The 22,976-nt window shown below is 70.1% G+C and carries 20 protein-coding genes; 7 read left to right on the plus strand and 13 right to left on the minus strand.

Annotated features, from left to right (window positions below; all coding sequences use genetic code 11):
• Positions 1–103 precede the first annotated feature (103 nt).
• Complete coding sequence (locus tag Psi02_RS23425; RefSeq protein WP_203977620.1) at positions 104–907, minus strand: helix-turn-helix transcriptional regulator; 804 nt, start codon at positions 905–907, stop codon at positions 104–106.
• 130 nt (positions 908–1,037) lie between these two features.
• Between Psi02_RS23425 and Psi02_RS23430 the strand changes: the two genes are divergently transcribed.
• Complete coding sequence (locus tag Psi02_RS23430; protein ID WP_203977622.1) at positions 1,038–1,181, plus strand: hypothetical protein; 144 nt, start codon at positions 1,038–1,040, stop codon at positions 1,179–1,181.
• A gap of 3 nt (positions 1,182–1,184) precedes the next feature.
• Here the strand turns inward: Psi02_RS23430 and Psi02_RS23435 are convergent, their stop codons facing one another.
• Together Psi02_RS23435 and Psi02_RS23440 are read right to left on the minus strand one after the other, a co-directional pair.
• On the minus strand, positions 1,185–2,333 hold the full coding sequence (locus tag Psi02_RS23435) for an ArgE/DapE family deacylase (protein WP_203977624.1): 1,149 nt from the start codon (positions 2,331–2,333) through the stop codon (positions 1,185–1,187).
• A gap of 18 nt (positions 2,334–2,351) precedes the next feature.
• Complete coding sequence (locus tag Psi02_RS23440) at positions 2,352–3,446, minus strand: pyridoxal-phosphate dependent enzyme (protein WP_239095097.1); 1,095 nt, start codon at positions 3,444–3,446, stop codon at positions 2,352–2,354.
• Positions 3,447–3,536: 90 nt separating this feature from the next.
• On the opposite strand from Psi02_RS23440, the gene Psi02_RS23445 reads away from it, so the two are divergent.
• Positions 3,537–4,319, plus strand: a complete 783-nt coding sequence (locus tag Psi02_RS23445; RefSeq protein ID WP_203977626.1) for a LysR family transcriptional regulator — start codon at positions 3,537–3,539, stop codon at positions 4,317–4,319.
• On the opposite strand, the gene Psi02_RS23450 is transcribed toward Psi02_RS23445, so the two are convergent.
• The 3 genes from Psi02_RS23450 to Psi02_RS23460 form a co-directional block, all read right to left on the minus strand.
• Positions 4,309–5,229: an SDR family NAD(P)-dependent oxidoreductase gene (locus Psi02_RS23450; protein ID WP_203977628.1), complete on the minus strand. Its 921-nt coding sequence runs from the start codon at positions 5,227–5,229 to the stop codon at positions 4,309–4,311. The genes Psi02_RS23445 and Psi02_RS23450 overlap by 11 nt on opposite strands.
• Positions 5,230–5,364: 135 nt before the next feature.
• Positions 5,365–5,949 carry a GNAT family N-acetyltransferase gene (locus tag Psi02_RS23455; RefSeq protein ID WP_203977630.1) on the minus strand — a complete coding sequence of 195 codons (585 nt, stop codon included), beginning with the start codon at positions 5,947–5,949 and terminating at the stop codon, positions 5,365–5,367.
• Positions 5,946–7,415 carry an APC family permease gene (locus Psi02_RS23460; protein ID WP_203977632.1) on the minus strand — a complete coding sequence of 490 codons (1,470 nt, stop codon included), beginning with the start codon at positions 7,413–7,415 and terminating at the stop codon, positions 5,946–5,948. The genes Psi02_RS23455 and Psi02_RS23460 overlap by 4 nt, the downstream gene beginning before the upstream one ends.
• Before the next feature lie 487 nt (positions 7,416–7,902).
• Here Psi02_RS23460 and Psi02_RS23465 point away from each other — a divergent pair, with 487 nt between their 5' ends.
• Positions 7,903–9,324 carry a carboxylesterase/lipase family protein gene (locus Psi02_RS23465; RefSeq protein WP_203977634.1) on the plus strand — a complete coding sequence of 474 codons (1,422 nt, stop codon included), beginning with the start codon at positions 7,903–7,905 and terminating at the stop codon, positions 9,322–9,324.
• A gap of 25 nt (positions 9,325–9,349) precedes the next feature.
• On the opposite strand, the gene Psi02_RS23470 is transcribed toward Psi02_RS23465, so the two are convergent.
• Positions 9,350–10,222 (minus strand): putative protein N(5)-glutamine methyltransferase, encoded by an 873-nt coding sequence (locus tag Psi02_RS23470; protein WP_203977636.1) that lies wholly within the window; start codon positions 10,220–10,222, stop codon positions 9,350–9,352.
• Positions 10,223–10,585: 363 nt separating this feature from the next.
• Here Psi02_RS23470 and Psi02_RS23475 point away from each other — a divergent pair, with 363 nt between their 5' ends.
• Positions 10,586–11,392, plus strand: a complete 807-nt coding sequence (locus tag Psi02_RS23475) for an SDR family NAD(P)-dependent oxidoreductase (RefSeq protein WP_203977638.1) — start codon at positions 10,586–10,588, stop codon at positions 11,390–11,392.
• A gap of 30 nt (positions 11,393–11,422) precedes the next feature.
• Here the strand turns inward: Psi02_RS23475 and Psi02_RS23480 are convergent, their stop codons facing one another.
• From Psi02_RS23480 to Psi02_RS23500, 5 genes are all read right to left on the minus strand, one after another.
• Positions 11,423–12,244 (minus strand): pentapeptide repeat-containing protein, encoded by an 822-nt coding sequence (locus tag Psi02_RS23480; RefSeq protein WP_203977640.1) that lies wholly within the window; start codon positions 12,242–12,244, stop codon positions 11,423–11,425.
• A 178-nt stretch (positions 12,245–12,422) separates the two neighbouring features.
• Positions 12,423–13,904 (minus strand): L-arabinose isomerase, encoded by a 1,482-nt coding sequence (gene araA / locus Psi02_RS23485; RefSeq protein WP_203977643.1) that lies wholly within the window; start codon positions 13,902–13,904, stop codon positions 12,423–12,425.
• Positions 13,901–14,560, minus strand: a complete 660-nt coding sequence (locus Psi02_RS23490; RefSeq protein WP_203977645.1) for an L-ribulose-5-phosphate 4-epimerase — start codon at positions 14,558–14,560, stop codon at positions 13,901–13,903. The genes araA and Psi02_RS23490 overlap by 4 nt, the downstream gene beginning before the upstream one ends.
• Positions 14,557–16,206, minus strand: a complete 1,650-nt coding sequence (gene araB / locus Psi02_RS23495; RefSeq protein WP_239095098.1) for a ribulokinase — start codon at positions 16,204–16,206, stop codon at positions 14,557–14,559. The genes Psi02_RS23490 and araB overlap by 4 nt, the downstream gene beginning before the upstream one ends.
• An 82-nt stretch (positions 16,207–16,288) precedes the next feature.
• On the minus strand, positions 16,289–17,281 hold the full coding sequence (locus Psi02_RS23500; protein ID WP_203977966.1) for a LacI family DNA-binding transcriptional regulator: 993 nt from the start codon (positions 17,279–17,281) through the stop codon (positions 16,289–16,291).
• A gap of 319 nt (positions 17,282–17,600) precedes the next feature.
• Here Psi02_RS23500 and chvE point away from each other — a divergent pair, with 319 nt between their 5' ends.
• The 3 genes from chvE to mmsB all read left to right on the plus strand — a co-directional run bounded on the left by chvE (position 17,601) and on the right by mmsB (position 21,603).
• Positions 17,601–18,734 carry a multiple monosaccharide ABC transporter substrate-binding protein gene (chvE, locus tag Psi02_RS23505; RefSeq protein ID WP_203977647.1) on the plus strand — a complete coding sequence of 378 codons (1,134 nt, stop codon included), beginning with the start codon at positions 17,601–17,603 and terminating at the stop codon, positions 18,732–18,734.
• A 74-nt stretch (positions 18,735–18,808) separates the two neighbouring features.
• Entirely contained in the window at positions 18,809–20,338 is a 1,530-nt protein-coding gene (gene mmsA / locus Psi02_RS23510) for a multiple monosaccharide ABC transporter ATP-binding protein (RefSeq protein ID WP_203977658.1), read from the plus strand.
• A gap of 5 nt (positions 20,339–20,343) precedes the next feature.
• Complete coding sequence (gene mmsB, locus Psi02_RS23515) at positions 20,344–21,603, plus strand: multiple monosaccharide ABC transporter permease (RefSeq protein WP_203977660.1); 1,260 nt, start codon at positions 20,344–20,346, stop codon at positions 21,601–21,603.
• Positions 21,604–21,692: 89 nt separating this feature from the next.
• On the opposite strand, the gene clpX is transcribed toward mmsB, so the two are convergent.
• Positions 21,693–22,967 (minus strand): ATP-dependent Clp protease ATP-binding subunit ClpX, encoded by a 1,275-nt coding sequence (gene clpX, locus Psi02_RS23520; RefSeq protein ID WP_203977662.1) that lies wholly within the window; start codon positions 22,965–22,967, stop codon positions 21,693–21,695.
• Positions 22,968–22,976: the final 9 nt, after the last annotated feature.

Genomic DNA, 22,976 nt, shown 5'->3' on the forward strand with positions numbered 1-22,976 from the left:
CCCCTGGACCTGATTGGTTGTCGGAGGGATGCTCATGACGGCCAGCATGAAGGGTTGACGCAGCGTCAAGGTCAAGTCCGCGGGGCAGATTCGATTCGTCCACTCACTTGGCGAGGAGCTCGCGCAGCTTGGCCACAGAGTCGTCGAACGGGTCGTCCATCAGGGACTGGCAGACCAGGATGATCTGTCCGGGTGCGCTGCTGATCGGCAGGGTCTCGTAGGTGAGCTTCAGGTCGCCCACTTCGGAGTGGCGGAGGAAGGCCAGCCCGCGACTGTTGGTCCGGACATCGTGGCGCGCCCACATGCGGCGGAATTCATCAATGCCGGAAAGCTCCTCGATCAACTCGAGGAGGAAGGGGTCGTCGCAGTGCGGTCCCGCGGTGGCGCGGAGGTGGGCGACCCACTCGCCGACCGCGCTGTCCCAGTTCTGGTAGAAATCAGGCTCGTAGAAGGCGTGCCGCAGCAGGTTGTCGGCGTATTCGGGATTGCCGTAGGCGCAGATGGTGGCGCCCAGCCGGTTCTTGAAGATCACGTCCAGCCGGCGGTTCAGCACCAACGCCGGGTAGCTCCAGCTCTGTACGAGCTCCACCACGGCCGGGTTGATCTGGTCGGCGCGGTCGGCGGGTACGACCCTGCGCCTCCGCGGACGTACGAGATCGTGAAGGTGTTCGGTGGCCTCGGGGCCGAGCTGGAAGACCCGCGCCAGCGCCTCCAGCACCTGCTCCGACGGATGGCGCTCTCTGCCCTGCTCGAGCCGCATGTAGTAGTCGATGCTGATGCCGGCCAGCTCCGCCACCTCACTGCGGCGCAGTCCCGGCGTCCGGCGGCCTCCGATATGGGGCAACCCGACCTGGTCCGGGGTGGTGGCTTGGCGCCGAGCGCGCAGAAATTCCCCCAGAGCGCTCATCAAGACAGATTAAGTAGTAATAGGTCAAACCAACACAAAGCATTCCACAATTCGCCGCCTGGGCCCGGGACGAGACCGGCTGCGCTTTTCCGACCAGGACTGGCAGCGGTTCCTCTGGCAGATCTCGCCGATGAACGCCGGGCTCACCATCCAGGCCACCACCCGTCTGTCCACCCTGCCCCTCGGCCCGTGGGCGGGCCTCGGCGTGCTCGGCGGGTGGGCGGCGGCGGCACTCCTGGGCGGCGGGCTGCTCCTGCGACGGCGCGACGCCTGAACGTCAGGAGCAGAAGTCCGAGATGGTGCGGGTGAGGACGTCGGTGACCTGGTGCAGCGAGGCGATGTAAGCCCATTCGGTCGCGGAGTGCGCTCCCCCGCCGTCGACGCCGAAGAGCAGGCAGGGGATTCCGGCGCGGTCCAGGAGGGCGCAGTCGGTCCAGAAGGGTTCGGCGCGGATCACGGGCGGACGCCCGAGGACCGCCTCGGCATGACGGGTCAGCGTGCGCACGATCGGCGCCTGGGGATCGGCTTCGAACGGCTCCCGGTGCAGATCACGGTGGAGCCGGTAGTGGAAGCCGGGGACGCCGGCGGTCAGGCCGCCGAGGATCGCGGTGAGCTCCGCCTCCACGGTGTCGGCGCTCTCCCCCGGCACCGTGCGGCGCTCGATGGTGATCCGGCACGACGCGGGATACGTGGAGGCCTCCTCGCCTCCGCGGATGACGGAGGCGTGCACGGTGCCCGCTCCGAGGAGCGGATGCGGTGTCTGTGCGAGACGACTGCCCCATTCCTCGAGCGCGACGAGGAAGTGACCCGCCTTGGCGATGGCGTCGACGCCGAGGTCGGGCCGGGAGCCGTGGGCGGCGCGGCCCTGGATCTCCACGTCGAACCAGGCGAAGCCCTTGTGCGCGAGAGTCACTTCGAGGTGGCTCGGCTCGGTGACGACGGCCGCGTCGGCGGTGAACGCCTCCAGCACCTCCTCGGTGCCGGAACTGGCGTGCTCCTCGTCGGCGACGCACGCGAGGATGACGTCTCCGCGCAGCCGGACCCGGTCGACGGCACGGGCGGCCGCGGTCATCATGGCCGCGATCCCGCCTTTCATGTCGAAGGCGCCCCGGCCGAACATCCTGCCGTCGCGGATCTCCGGCTCGAGCGGGTCGCCGTCGTAGGTGCTGAGGCCGACGGTGTCGAGATGACCGTTGAGCATCAGCGAACGGCCTCCTCCCGTGCCCCGGGCGACCGCGACCAGGGAAGGGCGTCCCGGCCGCTTCTCCAGCCGGTGCACCTCGAACCCGCGTGGTGCGAGCCATCCGGCGCAGAAGTCGGCGATGCGGGCCTCGCCCGCGCCTCCGGGCACCAGATCGGGGTTGACCGAATCGATGCCGATGAGGCGCGCGAGGAGCGGCACCGGGTCCGGGCTGTTCAGGGACATCACCTTGGCTCCTTCAGATCAGACGGTGTGCGGGTTGGCGGCTGCGCCTTCGGTGCTGAGCAGGACCACGACCGTGTGCGGTCCCATGGCCAGAGCGGCACGGCGGTCGGCGCCCCCGGCACCGGTGAGCGCGGCTCGCACGCCGGCCAGCGACGCGGCGCCGCACGGGCCACAGGACAGGCCGAGGGCACTGAGGTCGCGGGCCGCGGCCGCACTGCCGGCGTCGGTGACCGCCACCGCGGCGTCCAGACCGTCACGGAGGTACGGCCAGGCGAGGCTGGAGACCGTGCCGCAGTTCAGGCCCGCCATGGTCGTCGTCCCCGTCTCCACGCTGACCGGCTCGCGCATGGTCAGGCTCGCCAGGACGCAGGCGGCGGTGCCGGGTTCCACCGTCAGCACGGCGGGAGCGGGGAGGGATGCCGGGCGGCTGCGGTAGTGGGTGACGGCGGCCTGGGCCAGCGACCCCACTCCGGCGGGGACGGCCACCAGGCCCGGCGATCCCGTGCCGCTCAGCTGCGCGTCGATCTCGGCGAAGAGGGTGGAATAGCCCTCGACGATCCATCCGGGGATCTCCTCGTAGCCGGGCCAGGCCATGTCCTGGACGAGCACGGCGTCCGGCTCGTCCGCGGATCGGGCCGCCTGCCGTACGGCCTCGTCGTAGCTCCCCCGGATCCGCTCTATCACCGCGCCTTCGGCGCCGATTGCGGCCACCGCCGACTCGTGCACACCGTCGGGGACGAAGACATGCGCGCGGTGCCCCCGCATCCGGGCCGTCCGGGCCACCGCCCTGCCGTGATTGCCGTCGGTGGCGGTGACCAGCCAGACCCGGGCGCCGGGCGGCCGTTCCGACAACACCCGGTGGACCGCCCAGGAGGCGCCCAGCGCCTTGAACGCGGGCAGGCCCAGCCGCAGCGACTCGTCCTTGACGAACACCTTCCCGACACCGAACTCGGCGGCCAGGGACGGAAGCTCGGTGAGCGGGGTGGGCGCATACCCCGGCAGGGACGCGTGGAAGTCACGCACATCGGCCGGAGCCGGGGCGCAGGTCCACAGACGGGCCGCGGGCCGGGCGAACCACTGAAGGCCGTGCCGTACACCGGTGGAAGGGATCACAGGTTCACGGTGCCCGCGCACCCTATCGTGGGTCCAGCGCACGTTTTCGACCGATATTCAGAAGAAAATCCGATCGATCGAGGGGGGCTCGTGTTCGACCTGCACCGGCTGCGCCTCCTGCGCGAGCTCAAGCATCGCGGCACGCTCGCCGCGGTGGCCGCCGCGCTGTCCTACAGTCCCTCCTCGGTCTCCCAGCAACTCTCGCTGCTGGAATCGGAGGCCGGCGTCCCGCTCCTGGAGCCCGTGGGCCGGCGCGTGCGGCTCACCCCGCAGGCCGAGATCCTCGTCGCCCACACCGAAGCCGTCCTGGAACGGCTGGAGCGGGCCCAGGCCGACATCGCCACCTCACTGACCGAGTTGACCGGCACGCTGCGCGTCGCCTCGTTCCAGACCGCGGCCCTGGCACTGTTGCCCGCCCAGGTGGAGCAGGAAGACCTTTGCGACGACCCGCTGCGCCTGGCCCGGCCCGACCACGCCGCGCGGCGGGACGGCGGGGCCCCGGCCGACCCACGCGAGGTGTTGCGCGCGCTGGCCGACCACCCGTGGGTCATGGAGCCGGAAGGCACTGCCGCCCGTCATTGGGCGATGACCCTGTGCCGCGACGCGGGCTTCGAGCCCGATGTGCGGTTCGAGTCCACCGACCTGCTCTTCCACGTGCGGCTCGTGGAGCAGGGCCACGCCGCCGCGCTGCTCCCCCACCTCGTGTGGTCCGGTCGCCGGCCGACCGTCGCGCTGAGCCCGCTCCCTCGCGACCCGCAGGCGCGTCGAATCCTCACCGCCGTGCGCCGCGGGCGCAGCGGGCACCCCGCCGTCCAGGCCTGCCGGGGCGCGCTCCGGCGGGCCTCCGGCGGGGACACGCCGATCACGCCATGAGGGTCAGCGCGGTCTCCCACAACCGCTCGGCGTTGGCGGGGTCCAGGGCGAAGGGGGCGACACCACCACCGAACGACGGCGGACGCTCATGGACGACGCGCGACTCGGCGCAGTCCTCGAAATAGCGGCCCCCCACACCGGCCAGCAGGGGCGAGGCGGCCACGAGCACCGATGTCGCCGCACCCTGCTCCACGCTCTTGCGGCGCTCGGGCGGCGTCTGCAGGCCGCCGGTGTGCCTCTGCAGGTTCGTGGCGATGGCTCCGGGGTGTACGGCATTGGCCACGATCCCCTCGCCCGACCATCGCCGGGTGGCCTCGACCGCCAGCAGCACGACCGCCGTCTTCGACTCCGCGTACGCCCCGATGGGGTGGTAGAGCCGGAAGCGGTAGTCGAGATCGTCGAAGACCACCGGGGCGTACAGGTGGGCGTTGGAGCTGACCGAGACGACCCGGGCGCCCTCGGCTCGGGCGAGTGCGTCGTGCAGCCCGAGGGTGAGGGCGAAGTGCCCGAGGAAGTTGACCGCGAACTGCGTCTCCCGGCCCTGCGGCGTACGGGTGAGTTCCGGCAGTGCCATGATTCCGGCGTTGTTGACGAGCATGTGCAGCGGCCCGTCCCAGGCGCCGGCGAACGCGCGGACCGAGCCGAGGTCGGCGAGGTCGAGGTGGCCGACGCCGACGGCCGGGTTGCCCGTCGACTCCGAGATCCCTGCGGCGGTCCGCCTGCCCGCGTCGACGTTCCGTACGCCGAGGACGACGTCGGCTCCGGCGGCGGCCAGGGCGCGAGCGGTCTCGACGCCGACGCCCGAAGAGGCGCCGGTCACCAGGGCGCGGGTGCCGGACAGGTCCACGCCGGCCAGGACCTCGTCCGCGGTCGAGGAGAATCCGAATGGTGTCTGCGAGCTTTCAGTCATGGTGGCGACGATGCCGCGGACCGTCACCGTGAGTAAGTCCCCGCCTGCACCGGTACCCGCAGGGACAGGATGCGCCGCCGGCAGGCTCGCCTGATGGGCGACCATCAGGCGAGCCCGCCGGAGCGCGGGCGCCGATCAGCCGTTCGGCGGGCGCCACATCGGGAACATCGGCGGGCCGTCGGGCAGGATCATCGGCGTCGTCTCGAGGTCGCGGTAACCGTGGCGCAGGTAGAGCTCACGGCTGCGGGCGTTGCTCGCCTCCAGGTACGCCGCGACGCCCGCCGCGTCGAGCTTGGCGTGGTGCTCGGCCAGCAGGCGGCTGCCCAGCCCCTGCCCCTGCCGCTCCGGCAGCACGGCGAGGAACGACAGATAGTGATGCGGGTCGTGCGGATGGTGCTTGGCCATCTCCTCGTCCAGTTGCGCGAGGCGCGACGCGTGCCGGCCGGCGAAGGCCGCCACCCGCTCGGCCTCGTCCGGGATGTCGGGCGGCGCCGCGGCGTCGTTGTGGAACCACACGGCGACCGCCGCCATGTCGGCCGTCGCGTAGACCTCGCCGTAGGTGAGGGCGTGCTCGGTGAGCATCGTGAAGAAGGGCGGCAGGACGCGCCGGCGGTCGTCGTCCGGCGGGACGAGCCAGGCCGAGACCTCCAGGTCGTGGAACGAGGTGCCGATGACGGCGCCCACCGCCTCGGCGTCCGTCATCCGGATGACGTCGGTCATCGCGCCTCCTCGGGGGTCGCCTCGGCGCCCATGCCGATGTTGGCGTAGACGCCGGGACGCCTGCCGCGCAGAGCCAGCCCCCACACGACGCCGAAGACGATGGCGACGAAGTACACGCCGGGCAGCACCCACCGGAGAAGGGAGTCCGGAGACACGCCCAGCACGGTGTCGAAGTTGACCAGGGCGAGAGCGAGCACGACGACCAGCAGGACCGCCGAGATGGCCGGCGCGATCCTGCTCCGCCAGGCCGTCTCGGTGCCGGGGTTCCTGGAGAAGTAGACGAACACGGCGACCGAGGTGGCGGCGAGCAGCAACAGGATCCCCAGGCCGCCGAAGGCGCCGACGGTGAAGAAGAGCTGGACGAGCGGGTCCGACCCGGTCGCGGCGTACAGGACGATGACGATCAGCCCGATGAGGCTCTGAGTGATCGAGCCGATGGCCGGCGCGCCGGTCGGCAGGGAGGTGCGGGCGAAGGCGGCCGGCAGCACCCTCTCCCGGCCGAGGGCGAAGATGTAGCGGGAGGTCGTGTTGTGGAAGGCGATCAGCGCCGCGATGATGCTGGTGGCGAACAGGACCGAGCCGATCGTCGCGACGGTCGACCCCAGGTGCTCTCCGGCCAGGCCGAAGAGCAGGCCCGGGCCCTGCGCCGAGGCCGCAGCGATCTTGTCCGAGCCGACCGGGACGGTCAGCGCCCAGGAGGACACCGCGTAGAGCCCGGCGATGACGGCGAGCCCGACGAAGGTCGCGATCGGCACCGTACGCTTCGGGTCCTTGGTCTCCTCGGAGAACACGACTGACGACTCGAAGCCGGAGAAGGCAGCCACGCAGATCGCGATCACCGCCCCGACGCCGGGGCCGAAGAGGCTGGACGGGCTGAAGACGTCGAGGCTGTAGCCGGAGGCGGCCGGGTGGAACAGGTCGGCGATGTCGAAGACCACGATGACGGCGATCTCGGTCACCAACAGGACCGACAGCACCTTTCCGTTCACGTCTACCCGCATGAGGCCGAGGATCCCGGTCAGGGCCCAAGCGACCAGGGCGATCATCCACCAGTCCGGGGAGATCCCGAACCAGTCGGACAACAGGGGCTGGACCGCCGACCCGATCACGCCGTAGAGCCCGACCTGAAGGGCGTTGTAGGCGAGGAGCGCGACCCAGGCGGTGGCCACGCCGACCGGCCGCCCGAGCCCCTTCGTGGTGTAGGCGTAGAACGCCCCGGCGTTGACGACATGGCGGGCCATCGTCACGTAGCCGATGGCGAACACCGCGAGGATCGCGCCGAGCACGATGAAGGCGAGCGGCACGCCGGTGACGCCGGTGACGGTGTACGCGGTGGTCACCAGGCCTGCGACGACGGTCAGCGGGGCCGCCGCGGAGATGACGAAGAACACGACGGACGGTATGCCGAGGCGGCCTCCGGCCAGTGCCGCCGAGACGGCGACCGGCCTTTGCTCTGTTTGGGACATCAGGGAACTCCCGGAGGGGTGGGGGGTGGGTTCACCGGCGGATTCTGAGTGATCAATTCCTGGAGCGGAGCCGGAAGAACGGCGATGGAGATCGACATATCGATCCACAGCCGATAGGCCGTGGATTTCGTCGTGATTGCCCCGTCATTTCGCCATGGATGAGGAAGAACGGATCATCGACCAACCGACGCCCCGCAAGATCGGCCTCAGTCACGGATGGTGATCGTAAGGCGAATTCGTGCGCATGTCATCAGCGAATGCGGTTCCGCCCTAAAATCCCCACCCGCACAATCGAATGCCCTCTTCCCGACCGACCGCCACAAGTCGTCCCAGCACTGTGCGCGGTTCACGAGCCGCGGTCATGCGGGGCAAGCTCCCAGGGCGGACGTCCGGAAGAACCCGGCGACCGTGCCGTAGCCTCGCGAGAGGAGGCGCATGACACCGGAACGACCGTCTGCGCCGGTCAGCACGGGGAATCGAGGAGCGGATGGACGCGGTGGTCCGGACCTCTGCGGGGAGGGTGCGCGGCGTCGCCCGGGACGGCGTCGTCTCCTTCCGGGGAATCCCCTTCGCGGCAGCGCCGGAAGGGCCACTGCGCTTCGCGGCGCCCGCGCCCGCACCGGCCTGGGACGGTGTCAGGGACGCCGTCACGTTCGGCGCCGCGCCGCCCCAGCCGCCGGCCATGCCGGGGATGCCGGCGATCTGGCGGCCCGGCGACGGGCTCGACTGCCTCACGGTGAACGTCTGGACGCCCGCCCTCGGCGCCGCGGGCCTGCCGGTCATGGTCTGGATCTACGGCGGCGCGTGGTTCTCCGGCTCCGCGAGCCAGCCCGGATACGACGGCGCCCTGCTCGCCGGTGCCGGGGTCGTGATGGTCAGCTTCAACTACCGCGTCGGCTTCGATGGCTTCGGGCTGCTGCCGGGGACCCCGGCCAACCGCGGGCTGCTCGACCAGGCCGCCGCCCTGGAGTGGGTACGGACGGAGATCGCGGCCTTCGGCGGAGACCCCGGCAACGTCACCGTCTTCGGCGAGTCCGCGGGCGCGGGCTCGGTGACCGTGCTCGTCTCCTCGCCCGCCACGCGAGGCCTGCTCCGGCGGGCGATCGCGCAGAGCGTCCCCGTCGGGACGATCACGGCAGAGGAGGCCGAGCAGGTCACCGGGCTCATGGCGGCGGCGGCCGGGGCCGAGCCCACGAGGGAGGGCTTCGCCGGGCTCTCACCCGAGAGGATCCTGCGGGTCCAGGGCGTGCGGCTGCCCGGACGCGACGAGGGCATCACCCCCTTCGGTCCGGTCATCGACGGAGAACTGGTCACCGGCCAGCCGTGGGAGACGATCGGCGAGGGCCGCGACGTGGACCTGATCTGCGGGTTCACCCACGAGGAGTTCCAGCTGTTCGCCCCGGCCACCGACCCGGCCGTCATCGATCTCGCGGCTGCGGCCGCCTCCTTGAGGCTCGGGCCGGACGCCGCCGGGGCCTACCGCGCCGCCTACCCCGGCCTCGGCGAAACCGCCCTGTTCTCGGTGATGATGTCCGACGCGCTGTTCCGGATGCCGTCGACCTGGGTGGCCGAGGCGCACGCCCGGGCGGGCGGCCGCACCTGGCTGTACGACTTCGCCTGGCGGAGCCCCGCGTTCGGCGCCTGCCACGCTCTCGACGTGCCGTTCACCTTCGGCGACGGCGAGACCCCGATGGCCGCCTGGCTCCTCGGCTCGCCGCCGCCCGCCGACTTCGCCGTCCTGTCGGAGCACATCAGGAGGGCCTGGACGGCCTTCGCCGCCACCGGCGACCCTGGGTGGCCGCGCTTCGACCTCGAACACCGTAGTACCAGGATCTGGGACGTCCCTCCCTCCGACCTCCCCTATCCCCTGGCCGCCTCGGCCGAGATCTGGGGTCGCGACGGAAGATAGCGCCCGCCCCGATCGCCCCCGTCAGTCATCGACGATCGCCGGGCCGGGCCGTACCTGAGACGCCTGACCGTCCGGGCCGTACCTGAGGCTCCTGACCGTCCGAGCCGTCGCGGAGCGCGGGCCTGGTGCCGATGACGGCGGTGGCGTCCAACTCGCTGGAAGCGGCCACCCGCGGCACCAGCCCGCTGCTCGCGACCGCCTCCGCGGCACGCCGGGCCTGGCGCTCACTCGTCTCCACGAGCAGGTGCCCGCCCGGCGCCAGCCAGACCCGCGCCGCGGCGATCACCCGCCGTACGACGTCGAGCCCGTCCGCACCGCCGTCGAGAGCCATGTGCGGCTCGTGGACGCGGGCCTCGGGTGGCAGCGACCCGATCGCCCCGGTGGGCACGTAGGGCGGGCTGGCGACCAGGACGTCGACGCGACCGCGCAGAGTGGCGGGCAGCGGCTCGTAGAGGTCGCCCTCGTATACCTGGCCGCCGTAGGGGGCGAGGTTGCGGCGGGCGCACAGCACCGCGGCGGGGTCGATGTCGGCGGCGTGCACCTCGGGCCGGTCCAGGGTCGCCGCCAGTGCGGCGGCCATCGCGCCGGAGCCGCAGCACAGGTCGACGACGACGGCGCCCGCGGGGGCGAGGGCCGCGGCCTGGCGGATGAGGAACTCGGTGCGCGGACGGGGCACGAAGACCCCGGGGTCCACGGCCACGCGCAGGCCGCAGAACTCCGCCCAGCCGAGGACGTGCTCGAGGGGCAGGCCCGCGACTCGCCGGTCCACCATGGCGACGACGTCGTCCGGTGTCCGGGCCGTGGAGACGATCAGCTCCGCCTCGTCCTCGGCGAAGACGCAGCCGGCGGCTCGAAGCCTGGTGACGATGACGGAAAGCGGAAGGGAGGAAACCGACATTGGGGAGCCTTTCGGGATGCCGACGGGGCTCCCTCGGTCACCTGTCCCAGGATGACCGTGTGTCCGTGTGAGGGAGCACCCGACCTGATACAGCGGTAATGGGTCTCACCTCCTCGGAACGATCAACGGTGATCAGTGCGATCACGGCCACGCTACCAGAGCCCTCCGAAGTGCCGGATTCCGCCCGGCCTCCGGACCGTCGCCATCGCGCATGCCTGGTCCGCCGGGGCGGATTGCGGGTCCGAATCCCGCCGCAACTGCTGGTCCGATGCCCGCCAGGGCCTGACCGCGACTTCGTCCTAGGTTTGGCGTCATGAAGATCCCATTCCGACCGGATGGGGTCTGACAAGGGAGAGGACCTCCATGGATCTGCAGCTTTCCGGCCGCGTCGCGGTCGTCACCGGCGCCTCCAAGGGCATCGGCCTGGCCGTCACCCGCACCCTGCTCGATGAGGGGGTCAGGGTCGTGGCCGCCTCGCGCAAGAGCACTCCGGAACTGGAGGCGCTCGGCGGCGACGCGCTGATCCACGTACCGGTGGACCTGATGAACCCCGAGGCGCCCGGCCAGGTCGTGTCACGCGCCGTCGAGGAGTGGGGCGGGCTCGACATCCTGGTCAACAACGCCGGTGGCCCGCCCCCGGGGGTGGCCCTGCCGCGCATGTCGTTCCTCGGCCCCGCCGACGACGACTGGCGGGTGATGTTCGAGTTCAACCTGTTCTCGGTCGTCCGTGCCGTCCGCGCCGCCATCCCGCCGATGCTCCGGCGTAGCGGGGGTTCGATCGTCAACGTCTCGTCGGGGAGCGCCAGGCTGCCCGCCCCGATGAACGTCGACTACAACGCGGCCAAGGCGGCCCTGAACAACCTGACCAAGGCGTTGTCGGAGGAGTTCGCCCCGCAGGGCGTCCGGGTGAACGCCGTCTCCCCCGGGCCCGTCCGGACGGCCTGGTGGACCGAGGAGGGGGGCGCGGCCGACATCATCGCCGCCCAGGCGGGCACCGACCGCGACAACGTGATGGACAGCGTCGCACCGGAGATGATGAAACTGTCCACCGGGCGCCTCGTCGAGCCGCAGGAGGTCGCCGATGTGATCGCCCTGCTCGTCTCGCCGCGTTCGGCGAGCACGACCGGCGCGGACTTCGCCGTCGACGCCGGATTCCTCAAGGAGATCTGACCTGGCGGCGTCACCTCCCGTGCGCCGTGACTACCAGTGGGCGGGACGGGCCAGGGTCTGGGGCAGCTTCGTCGCGGCGTCGCCCCTGGCCGCGTTGAGCTGGGACTGGGTGAGGAAGATGCTGCCCGTCAGGTCGGCCCCGCCGAGGTCCGCGTCGCGGAAGTCGGCCCCGATCAGGTCGGCCGCCCTCAGGTCCGCGTTCGTGAGATCGGCCGCGATGAGATAGGCGCCGCGGAGGTTCGCACCGCGCAGATCGGCGCCCGCGAGGTTCGCCCCGATGAGGTCCGCTCCCCTGCGGTTCTTCTTCCGTCCGGGGACGCCGGCCCGTACGAGTTCGCTCGTGCGCAGCAGCAGGGCGTTGACGCCGTCCCGGTGCGCGGCCACGTCCAGCTCCGTGAGCTCCTCCGGGGGACCGAGGGTGAGGCGCTCCGTCTCTTCGAACGCCTTCCGCAGGTCGTCGCGGACGGGCCGGGCGGGAGGGAGGGTCAGCGCCTCGGCCAGGTACCAGAGGAGCTCGTGAAGCTGCCGCATGACGGGGAAGACCGCGAACATCCGGCGGGCCGTGCCGGGCGCCCCACGCCAGTCCCGCCCCTCGAAGGTGATCTGGGAGACCTTCTGCCCGGCACCGAAGCAGTCGAAGACTGTGCAGCCGGAAAAACCCCTCTGCCGCAGCTCGGAGTGGACGCCGCAGCGGAAGTCGGCCTTCAGGTTGGGGCAGGGGTCTCCCGCCCTCTTGCCGATCGCGAAGTCCGCCGACGCCGCGAACGGCAGCGCGACGCAGCACAGCGCGAAACAGCTTCCGCAGTCGGCCTGCAGATCAGGGCGGACCGGAGCTCCGGGCTTGTCTGACAACGTGCGTGCTCCCCGTTCCGGACACGGTGCTCGAGATGGGACACCATTCTCCCAGCTCCGTGTTCTCCCATGAACGGGGGACGGGCAGGGCCGCCGTGTCCACAACGGCGTCCCTGCCCGGCTGGGGCGCCGTCGCCGGCTTTGGCCGGCGCCCCGGGAGAAGGCGGATATCCGCCGGTCAGAAGCCTCGGGCGAGGCGGTAGTAGGCCTGGTTCCAGCGCAGCTCCTTGGCGAGCGAGCGCGAGGTGGTGTCGGCGTCGATGAGGACCAGCTCCACGCCGAGCATGTCGGACAGATCGGTGAGCTCCTCGGCGCCGACCGCCGCGGACAGCACGGTGTGGTGCGGGCCGCCCGCGGTCAGCCAGGACTCGGTCGAGGTGCGCAGGTCGGGCTGGGGACGCCAGACCGCACGGGCGACGGGCAGCCGAGGCAGCGGCTCCAGCGGCGCGACGACGTCGATCTCGTTGGCCACCAGGCGGAACCGCTCACCCATGTCGGCCAGGCCCACGACCACGGCGGGGCCGGGCGCGGCGTCGAAGACGAGCCGGACCGGGTCCTCCCTGCCGCCGATGCCCAGCGGATGGATCTCGCAGGACGCCGTGCCGCCGGCGATGGACGGGCAGACCTCCAGCATGTGCGCCCCGAGGATGAGCTCCTCCCCCGGCGTCAGGTGGTAGGTGTAGTCCTCCATGAAGGACGTGCCGCCGGGCAGCCCCTCCGCCATCTTCTTCAGCGTGCGCAGCAGCACCGAGGTCTTCCAGTCGCCCTCGCCGCCAAAGCCGTAGCCGTCGGCCATCAGGCGCTGTACGGCCAGGCCCGGAAGCTGCCGCAACCCGCCCAGGTCCTCGAAGTTGGTGGTGAACGCCTTGAACCCGCCGGCGTCCAGGAAGCCGCGCAGTCCCAGCTCGATGCGGGCGGCGTAGCGCAGGGAGTCGTGCCTGTCTCCGCCGGCGCGCAGCTCCGGCGCGACCTTGTAGAGCTCCTCGTACTCCTTGACCAGCGCCGCCACGTCCGCGTCCGCCGTGGCGTCGACGGCCTCGACGAGCTCGTTGACGCCGTAGGTGTTGACCGAGACGCCGAACGTGATCTGGGCTTCGACCTTGTCGCCTTCGGTCACGGCGACGTCGCGCATGTTGTCGCCGAACCTGGCCAGCTTCAGGGAGGCCACCTCGGCCCGGCCCGCCGCCGCCCGCGCCCAGGTGCCGATCCGCGCCGCCACCGACGGGTCGCTGACGTGCCCGGCGATGGTCTTGCGTGCCACGCCCAGCCTGGTCTGCATGTAACCGAACTCCCGGTCGCCGTGGGCGGCCTGGTTCAGGTTCATGAAGTCCATGTCGATGGAGCTCCACGGCAGCTCGCGGTTGGCCTGGGTGTGCAGGTGCACCAGGGGTTTGCGCAGCGCGTCGAGCCCGGCGATCCACATCTTGGCGGGCGAGAAGGTGTGCATCCAGGCGACCAGGCCGATGACCTCGTCGTCGGAGTTGGCCTCGAGGCAGAGCCTGCGGATCGCGCCCGCGCTGGTGAGCACGGGCATCCAGACCACCTCGACGGGCAGCGCGTCGTTCAGCTCCTCGGCGATCCGCCGGGACTGCTCGGCGACCTGGCGAAGCGTGTCCTCACCGTACAAGCCCTGGCTGCCGGTCAGAAACCAGATCTTCAACGCGAGCTCCTCTGCCCGTAAACGTTCTGATAGCGGTCGTACAGACGATCGACGTCGTCCTGCCTGATCGGCAGAGGCTCACCGAGCTGCCGGGACACGTGCACGGTCCTGGCCACGTCCTCGCACATCACGGCGGCCTTGACCGCCGCCTTGGCCGAGGCGCCGATGGTGAAGACCCCGTGGTTCTGCATGAGCACGGCGGGCGAGCGGTGGCCGGAGAGCACCTTCACGATCCCCTTTCCGATGTCGTCCCCGCCGATGAGCGCGAACGGCCCGATGGGGATCTCGCCGCCGAACTCGTCGGCCATGGCGGTGAGCACGCAGGGGATCGACTCTCCCCGTGCGGCCCAGGCCGAGGCGTAGGTCGAGTGGGTGTGCACCACTCCGCCGACCTCCGGCATGTGGCGGTACACGTACGCGTGCGCGGCGGTGTCGCTTGACGGGGCGTGCGCGCCGTCCACGACGTTGCCCTCCAGGTCACAGACGACCATCGACGCCGGGGTGAGGTCGTCGTAGGAGACGCCGCTCGGCTTGATGACGAACAGGTCCTCACCCGGCACGCGGCCGGAGACGTTGCCCGCCGTCCAGGCGACGAGGTTGTAGCGCACCAGCTCGGCGTGCAGACCGCAGACGGCCTCCCGGAGCTGCTCGATCATGCCGTGGCCTCGTTTCTGATCGCGCGGAGGCGGTGCAGCAGCCCGCCGTCCGCGAAGTGGTCGTGCAGCCGGCGGTACTCGGCGTACAGCCGGTCGTAGGCGTCGGCCCGGGTGGAGTCGGGGACGTAGGCGTTCTGCGTGCGCTTGCCCATCGCCGCGGCGGCCTCGGTGATGTCGGCGTACGCGCCCGCCGCGACCGCCGCGTGGATGGCCGAGCCCAGGGCGGGCCCCTGATCCGACCCGATGGCCGACAGCGGACGGCGGAGCACGTCGCTGTAGACCTGCATGAGGAAGGCGTTCTTCAGCAGCCCTCCCGCGACGACGAACTCCCCGACCGGCACTCCCGCCGCCTCGAAGGTCTCCACGATCACCCGGGCGCCGAACGCGGTCGCCTCGATCAGCGCGCGGTAGACGTCCTCCGGCCTGGTGGCGAGGGTCTGGCCGACGATGACGCCGGACAGGTTGTGGTCGACCAGCACCGAACGGTTCCCGCCCTGCCAGTCGAGCGCGACGAGCCCGTGCGCGCCGACCGCCTGCCGCTCGGCGAGCGAGGTCAGGTATTCGTGGACGGTCAGCCCCGCCTCGGCGGCGCGCTCGGCGTAGGAGCCGGGCACCGACGTCTCGACGAACCAGGCGAAGATGTCGCCGACGGCCGACTGGCCGGCCTCGTAGCCCCACAGGCCGGGCACGATCCCGTCGCGCACCACGCCGCACATGCCCGGCACCTCGGCGAGTTCGTCCGAGGGCATGATGTGACAGGTCGAGGTGCCCATGATGGCGACCATCTGGCCCGGCCGTACGGCGTCCGCGGCCGCGGCGGTGACGTGCGCGTCGACGTTGCCGACGGAGACCGCGATGCCCTCGGGCAGCTTGGTCCACCGGGCCGCCTCCACGCTCAGCCGGCCGGCGAGTCCGCCGAGCGGGGCGAGGTCCTGCCCGAGCGTGGCGGGGAAGCCGGCGAAGCCGGGGTTCAGCGCGCTCAGGAAGTCGTCATCGGGGTAGCGGCCGTCCTGGTGGATGCCCTTGTATCCGGCGGTGCAGACGTTGCGGGACTCCACGCCGGTGAGCTGCCAGACGATCCAGTCGGCGGCCTCGATCCAGCGGGCCGCGGCGCGGTAGGTCTCCGGGTCCTCCTCGAGCACCTGCAGCGCCTTGGCGAACTCCCATTCCGACGAGATCTTCCCGCCGTAGCGCGGCAACCACGTCTCGCCCCGCTCGGCGGCGACGGCGTTGATGCGGTCGGCCTGCGGCTGGGCGGCGTGGTGCTTCCAGAGCTTCGGCCACGCGTGGGGGCGGTCGGGGTGCAGCTCACTGAGAGGGACGCCGTCGGCGGTGGTCGGCAACATCGTGCAGGCGGTGAAGTCGGTGCCGATGCCGATCACGTCGGAGGCGGGGACCCCCGCGACGGCCAGCGCCTTCGGCACCGCCACACGAAGGACGTCGCGCCAGTCCTCCGGCGACTGGAGCGCCCAGTCGGGTCCGAGCCGGATCGCGGTCCCCGGCAGCCTGTCCTCGATCACTCCATGCGTGTATTCGTGGACGGCGCTGCCCAGTTCGGCGCCGTCGCTCACCCGAACGACGACGGCACGTCCGGACAAGGTGCCGAAGTCGACACCGATCACGTATCGGTCGTTGTTATCGCTCACTTCAACTCCAACGGGGGACGGGGGTACGGCCGGCGCTGCTTCCGATGCTCCGGGAGCGGCGCCAGGTAGCCGGACGAGGGGTCTATGCGCCCGGCGGAGCGCTGCTCCCCCGGACGACGAGGTCGGGCGGCACGACGAAACGTTCCAGCACCTCCGCCGCGCCCTCCTCGATCTGCCCGAGGAGCACGTCGATGCTGTGCCGGCCCACGGCCCCGAAGTCCTGCCTGACGGTGGTGAGCGGCGGTGAGAAGAACTCCGACTCCGGGATGTCGTCGAAGCCCACGATGCTGATCTGGTCGGGCACCCGCACGCCTTCCTCGGTGAAGGCGCGAAGGACGCCGAGCGCCATCTGGTCGTTGGCGACGAACACGGCGCTGATCTGATCGGCCATCCCGGCCAGGTGCCTGCCCGCCGTGTAACCCGAGCGCGGGCTCCAGTCGCCCGGAAGGACGTCGGGGATCTTCCTGCCGGCGGCGGTCAGGACGTCGCGCCAGCCCTCGATCCGTCCCTCGGCCTCCAGCCAGTCCTGCGGGCCTCCGATGTGCCAGACGGTCTCGTGCCCGAGTTCGAGCAGGTGAGCCGTGGCGAGCCTGGCGCCTTCCGCCTGGTCGACGCAGACGACCGGCACCTGGCCGGTATGCCCGCCCTCCACCGCGACGATCGGGATGCCCGGCGACAGGTCCTCGAGCGCGCTGGCCGCGGACCGCTGCGGCGCGACCACGACGATGCCGTCGACGCCCTGCTCGATCAGATAGTTGACGGCGTCGCGCATCCCGGCCCGGTCGATCGTGCGCAGGCTGACGATGCTGACGAAGTATCCCGCGTCTCTCGCGGCCTGCTCGATGCCGTAGACGGTGCTGGCCGGGCCGTACAGAATGGTGTCGAAACTCACGACCCCCAGGGTTCGGGAGTGCCGGGTCACCAGGGCGCGGGCGACCATGTTGCGGCGGTAGCCGAGCCGGTCGATCGCCTCCAGGACACGGGAACGGGTCTCCGCCCGAACGTTCGGGTGGTCGTTGAGCACCCGAGAGACGGTCTGGTGCGACACGCCCGCCGCCTTGGCCACATCGGCCATCACCGGTGGGCGGCCCCCCGTGCTCGATCCCACGCGCACTCCTCTCCTTCTTCTCAGAGAACGACTGTGAGCGTTAACAACCACCAGCGTCAAGAAGAGTTTTTATAACGTTCCGGTAACGACGCCCCATAGACGGGCGATTACCCCCTTGTTACGGCGACGTTATCGGCGTCTATTGACAGTGAGAATGTTAGCGATAACACTACCGAACTCAGGGTCAGACGACTGACCGGGGCGGAGCTCTGCCTTCGCGGCCTCCTTCCGGGCCCGGCCGTCTCCTCGTGCCGCATCAGGCCACCCCCATGCGCAAGGAGAAAAAATGAGATTTCGACGATTGGCGGCGGTGGTCCCCGCCGTGGCCCTTGCTGTGCTCGCCACGGCGTGTGGCTCGAGCGAGAAGACGGTGGACACCGAGGCCACGTCCGGAAGCACCGCCGGCGCCCTCGTGGGCGTCACGATGCCGACCAAGTCCTCGGAGCGGTGGATCCACGACGGCGACAACGTCAAGGCGGGGCTGGAGAAGCTCGGCTACAAGGTCGACCTGCAGTACGCGGAGAACGACATCCCGACTCAGGTCAACCAGATCGAGAACCAGATCACCAAGGGCGCCAAGCTTCTGATCATCGCCTCGATCGACGGCACCGCGATCACCACGCAGCTGCAGGAGGCCGCGGACAAGAAGATCCCGGTCATCGCCTATGACCGGTTGATCCGCAACAGCCCGAACGTCGACTACTACGCGACGTTCGACAACTTCAAGGTCGGCGTCCAGCAGGCCACCTCGCTGCTGGTCGGCCTGAAGCTGAAGAACGAGGACGGCACGGACGGCTCCGCGAAGGGGCCCTTCAACATCGAGCTGTTCGGCGGCTCCCCCGACGACAACAACGCGACGTTCTTCTTCAACGGCGCCATGTCGGTGCTCCAGCCGCTGATCGACAACAAGACGCTCGTCGTGAAGAGCGGCCAGACGGACTTCAAGACCGTCGCCATCCTCCGGTGGGACCCCGCCACGGCGCAAAAGCGCATGGAGGACCTGCTCACCAAGACCTACAGTGGCGGCGACGCCAAGGTCGACGGTGTCCTGTCCCCCTACGACGGCCTGTCGATCGGCATCCTGTCGGCGCTGAAGAGCAACGGCTACGGAACGGCCGACCAGCCGTACCCGATCGTCACCGGCCAGGACGCGGAACTCGCCTCGGTCAAGTCGATCATCGCAGGTGAGCAGTACTCCACCATTTACAAGGACACCCGCCAGCTGGCGGACGTTACGGTCAAGATGGCGGATAGCGTACTCAAGGGTGCCAAGCCCGAAGTCAACAACACCAAGGACTACGACAACGGCAACAAGGTCGTCCCGTCGTACCTGCTGGAGCCGGTGATCGTTAACAAGACGAACTACCAGAAGGAAGTCGTCGACACCGGTTACTACACCCAGGCCCAGCTCGGCGGCTGACCCCCGTATGAGGTGCGGCCCTGAAGAACGGGGCCGCGCCTCCTCCACAGCTCACCGAGAGGCCATGAGCGAGAATGACCGATGACATCCTGCGGATGCGCGGGATCACCAAGACGTTCCCCGGAGTCAAGGCGCTCCAGGACGTGAACCTGTCCGTGCGGCGGGGCGAGATCCACGCCATCTGCGGGGAGAACGGCGCCGGCAAGTCGACCCTCATGAAGGTCCTGTCCGGGGTCTACCCCCACGGGTCCTACGAGGGCGAGATCTCCTTCGACGGAGAGCCCTGCCGGTTCGCCGACATCCGGGACAGCGAGCACCGCGGGATCGTCATCATCCACCAGGAGCTGGCGCTGTGCCCGCAACTGTCGATCGCGGAGAACATCTTCCTGGGTAACGAGCAGGCCACGCGTGGTCTGATCGACTGGAACCGCACCAACGCCGAGGCCTCCGAGCTGCTGAGCCGGGTCGGCCTGCACGAGAACCCGGTGACCACGATCTCCGACATCGGAGTCGGCAAGCAGCAGCTCGTGGAGATCGCCAAGGCGCTGGCCAAGAAGGTGCGGCTGCTCATCCTGGACGAGCCCACGGCCGCGCTGAACGACGAGGACTCCGAGCACCTGCTCGACCTGCTGCGCGGGCTGCGTGACGAGGGGATCACCTGCGTGATCATCTCGCACAAGCTCAACGAGGTCATGGCGATCGCCGACTCGATCACGATCCTGCGCGACGGACGGTCGATCGAGTCGCTCGACATGGCGACCGACGAGGTCACCGAGGACCGCATCATCTCCGGGATGGTCGGCCGCGCCCTCGAGAACCGCTTCCCTCCGCACGAGCCGCAGATCGGCGAGGAGGCGCTGCGGATCGAGAACTGGACGGTCCACAGCCCGACCCAGCGGGGCCGGGAGGTCGTCAGCGACGTCAACCTCACGCTGCGCAAGGGCGAGATCGTCGGCCTCGCCGGCCTCATGGGCGCCGGCCGCACCGAACTCGCGATGAGCGTCTTCGGCCGCACCTACGGCACCAACATCTCCGGCCGCCTCTTCAAGGAAGGGCGGCCGATCGAGGCGCGCACGGTGCGCGAGGCGATCAGCAACGGCATCGCGTACGCCACCGAGGACCGCAAGCGGTACGGCCTCAACCTGATCGAGGACATCAAGCGCAACGTCTCCGCGGCGGCGTTGTCGAAGCTCGCCCGGCGGGGCTGGGTCAACGACAACGAGGAATACCGCGTCGCCGACGAGTACCGCGCCAGCATGAACATCAAGGCGCCCAGCGTCTCGAGCGTCACCGGCAAGCTGAGCGGCGGCAACCAGCAGAAGGTCGTCCTGGCCAAGTGGATCTTCACTGACGCGGACGTCCTCATCCTGGACGAGCCGACCCGGGGCATCGACGTCGGCGCCAAGTACGAGATCTATACGATCATCAACCGCCTCGCCGACTCCGGCAAGGCCATCCTCGTCATTTCGTCTGAACTGCCGGAGCTGCTGGGTCTGTGCGACCGGATCTACGCGCTGTCGGCCGGCCGGATCACCGGTGAAGTCCAGCGCAGCGACGCGACGCAGGAACGGATCATGCAGTACATGACGAAGGGACTGGACTAGATCCGATGAGCAGCACCTCCCCCTCTGACGCGGCCCTCGCGCCCGGCGCGAAGGACACGCCCGCACCGGGCACGCCCGGCAGGTCCTCCGGCTTGTCGATCAACGTACGGCAGAGCGGCATCTACATCGCCTTCGCGCTGATCGTGGTGCTGTTCACGATTCTCACCGACGGGGCGCTGCTCCAGCCGCAGAACATCTCGAACATCATCGTTCAGAACTCCTACATCCTGATCCTGTCGATCGGGATGATCCTGATCATCATCGCCGGCCACATCGACCTGTCGGTCGGCTCGGTCGTCGCGGTCACCGGCGCCATCGCCGCCGTCCTGATGGTCAACTACGGAGTGCCCTGGCCGCTCGCCCTGCTGATCACGCTGATCGCGGGTGCGCTGATCGGCGCCTGGCAGGGCTACTGGATCGCCTACTTCGGCATCCCGGCCTTCATCGTCACGCTCGCCGGCATGCTGCTGTTCCGCGCGCTCACCCTGACCGTGCTGGGCAACCAGGGCATCGGCCCGTTCCCCGACGCCGTCCGCACCCTGTCGAACGGCTTCACCGACGGTTACTTCGGCAACATCGGCCTCGGCCCCCTGGGCGGCGCCGACCTGTTCAGCATCCTGCTCGGCATCGTGGCGGTCGCGGGCATGGCGATCGCCCAGTGGCGCACCCGCGCGGCTCGGATGGGCTACCGCCAGGCCGTCGACTCGCTCCCGATGTTCCTGCTCAAGATCGTCCTGGCCGCCGCGGTCATCCTCTTCGTGATCGTGCAGCTCGCCCGGTTCAAGAACCTGCCCTGGGTGCTCGTGCTGCTGGCGGCGCTCGTCCTGGGCTACTCGCTGGTGACCAACCGGGCCGTGTTCGGCCGGCGGATCTACGCCATCGGCGGCAACCTGCAGGCCGCGCTCCTGTCCGGCATCAAGGTCAAGTCGGTCATCTTCTGGATCTTCGTCAACATGGGGGTCCTGTCCGCGATCGCCGGCATCATCTTCGCCGGCCGTCTCAACCAGGCGGGCCCGACCGCGGGCAACTCCTTCGAGCTCGACGCGATCGCGGCGGCGTTCATCGGCGGCGCGGCCGTCCAGGGCGGCGTCGGCAAGGTGGTCGGAGCGGTCACCGGCGGCCTGATCATGGGCGTCATCAACAACGGCATGTCCCTCATCGGCTCGCCGAGTGAGCGGGTCATGCTCGTGAAGGGCGCCGTCCTGCTGGCCGCGGTCGCCTTCGACGTGTGGACCAAGCGCCGGGCGGCGTCGGCCTCGCGCTGACCCCCGGATACGTCAGCGGCCGGGCCGCATCTGGAGGTGATCACGCCTCGACATGCGGCCCGGCCGCTTTCGCGCTACAGCCGGGTCCGTCAGGCGGTCCTCTGGCCGTGTCCCCGTCCGCCGTCCCGCCGTTCGCGCGGCACCAGCGTCGGGTTGACGTTGTCGAGCACGGTGTCGCGGTCGATCACGACCCGGGCCACGTCGTCCCGGCTCGGCACCTCGTACATCACGTTGAGCAGGATCTCCTCGAGGATCGCGCGGGTCGCCCGCGCACCCGTACGGCGGAGCAGCGCCTGTTCGGCGATGGCGGAGACCGCGTCGCCGGTGAACTCGAGTTCGACGCCGTCGATTTCGAAGAGCCTCTGATACTGCTTGATCAGCGCGTTGCGCGGCTCGGTGAGGATGCGCGCCAGTGCCGTCCGGTCCAGCGGGCGGAACGTCGACACCACGGGAAGCCGGCCGACGAGCTCGGGGATCAGCCCGAACGCCAGCAGGTCCTGCGGCATGACCTCGGCGAGGACGTCCCGCTCCTCCGGGCCGCTGAGCACCGCGCCGAATCCCGCTCCGGCGCGGGCCGTCCGCCGTTCGATGATCGGCTCGAGGCCCGCGAACGCGCCGCCGAGGATGAACAGCACGTTGGTGGTGTCGATCTGGAGGAACTCCTGATGCGGGTGCTTGCGGCCGCCCAGCGGAGCGACGCTCGCCGTCGTGCCCTCCAGGATCTTCAACAGCGCCTGCTGGACGCCCTCGCCGGACACGTCACGGGTGATCGACGGGTTCTCGCCCTTCCTGGCGATCTTGTCGATCTCGTCGATGTAGACGATGCCGGTCTCGGCCTTCCCGATGTCATGGTCGGCGGCCTGGATCAGCTTGAGCAGGATGTTCTCGACGTCCTCCCCCACGTAGCCGGCCTCGGTCAGCGCGGTGGCGTCGGCGATCGCGAACGGCACGTCGAGCATCCGGGCGAGCGTCTGGGCGAGGTGGGTCTTGCCGCAGCCGGTCGGCCCGATCAGCAGGATGTTGGACTTGCCCAGCTCGACGGGCTCGCCCCGCGCGCTCTCCCCCACTCCGGGCCGGATGCGTTTGCAGTGGTTGTACACCGCGACGGACAGGGCCTTCTTGGCGTCCTCCTGGCCGATGACGTACTGGTCGAGGAACGTGTGGATCTCCCGTGGCCTCGGCAGCGCGCGCGGCTCTCCGACGGGGGGTTCGCCGAGTTCCTCCTCGATGAGCTCGTTGCAGAGTCCGACGCATTCGTCGCAGATGCAGATCCTGCCGGGGCCCGCGATGAGCTTCCTGACCTGCGTATGGCCCTTTCCGCAGAAGGTGCACTTCAGCGGATCGGCGTGGTCGGTGCGTGCCACTCGGGGAAC

This window comes from Planotetraspora silvatica (genome assembly GCF_016863315.1).
In the GTDB taxonomy this organism is placed as follows: domain Bacteria; phylum Actinomycetota; class Actinomycetes; order Streptosporangiales; family Streptosporangiaceae; genus Planotetraspora; species Planotetraspora silvatica.

Bases quoted from the DNA above. Each gene is read 5' to 3' on its own strand.
- Psi02_RS23425 (WP_203977620.1), bottom strand. From the start codon at position 907: ATGAGCGCTCTGGGGGAATTTCTGCGCGCTCGGCGCCAAGCCACCACC.
- Psi02_RS23430 (WP_203977622.1), top strand. From the start codon at position 1,038: ATGAACGCCGGGCTCACCATCCAGGCCACCACCCGTCTGTCCACCCTG.
- Psi02_RS23435 (WP_203977624.1), bottom strand. From the start codon at position 2,333: ATGTCCCTGAACAGCCCGGACCCGGTGCCGCTCCTCGCGCGCCTCATC.
- Psi02_RS23450 (WP_203977628.1), bottom strand. From the start codon at position 5,229: ATGACTGAAAGCTCGCAGACACCATTCGGATTCTCCTCGACCGCGGAC.
- Psi02_RS23455 (WP_203977630.1), bottom strand. From the start codon at position 5,949: ATGACCGACGTCATCCGGATGACGGACGCCGAGGCGGTGGGCGCCGTC.
- Psi02_RS23460 (WP_203977632.1), bottom strand. From the start codon at position 7,415: ATGTCCCAAACAGAGCAAAGGCCGGTCGCCGTCTCGGCGGCACTGGCC.
- Psi02_RS23465 (WP_203977634.1), top strand. From the start codon at position 7,903: ATGGACGCGGTGGTCCGGACCTCTGCGGGGAGGGTGCGCGGCGTCGCC.
- Psi02_RS23470 (WP_203977636.1), bottom strand. From the start codon at position 10,222: ATGTCGGTTTCCTCCCTTCCGCTTTCCGTCATCGTCACCAGGCTTCGA.
- Psi02_RS23475 (WP_203977638.1), top strand. From the start codon at position 10,586: ATGGATCTGCAGCTTTCCGGCCGCGTCGCGGTCGTCACCGGCGCCTCC.
- Psi02_RS23490 (WP_203977645.1), bottom strand. From the start codon at position 14,560: ATGATCGAGCAGCTCCGGGAGGCCGTCTGCGGTCTGCACGCCGAGCTG.
- Psi02_RS23500 (WP_203977966.1), bottom strand. From the start codon at position 17,281: ATGGCCGATGTGGCCAAGGCGGCGGGCGTGTCGCACCAGACCGTCTCT.
- chvE (WP_203977647.1), top strand. From the start codon at position 17,601: ATGAGATTTCGACGATTGGCGGCGGTGGTCCCCGCCGTGGCCCTTGCT.
- mmsA (WP_203977658.1), top strand. From the start codon at position 18,809: ATGACCGATGACATCCTGCGGATGCGCGGGATCACCAAGACGTTCCCC.
- mmsB (WP_203977660.1), top strand. From the start codon at position 20,344: ATGAGCAGCACCTCCCCCTCTGACGCGGCCCTCGCGCCCGGCGCGAAG.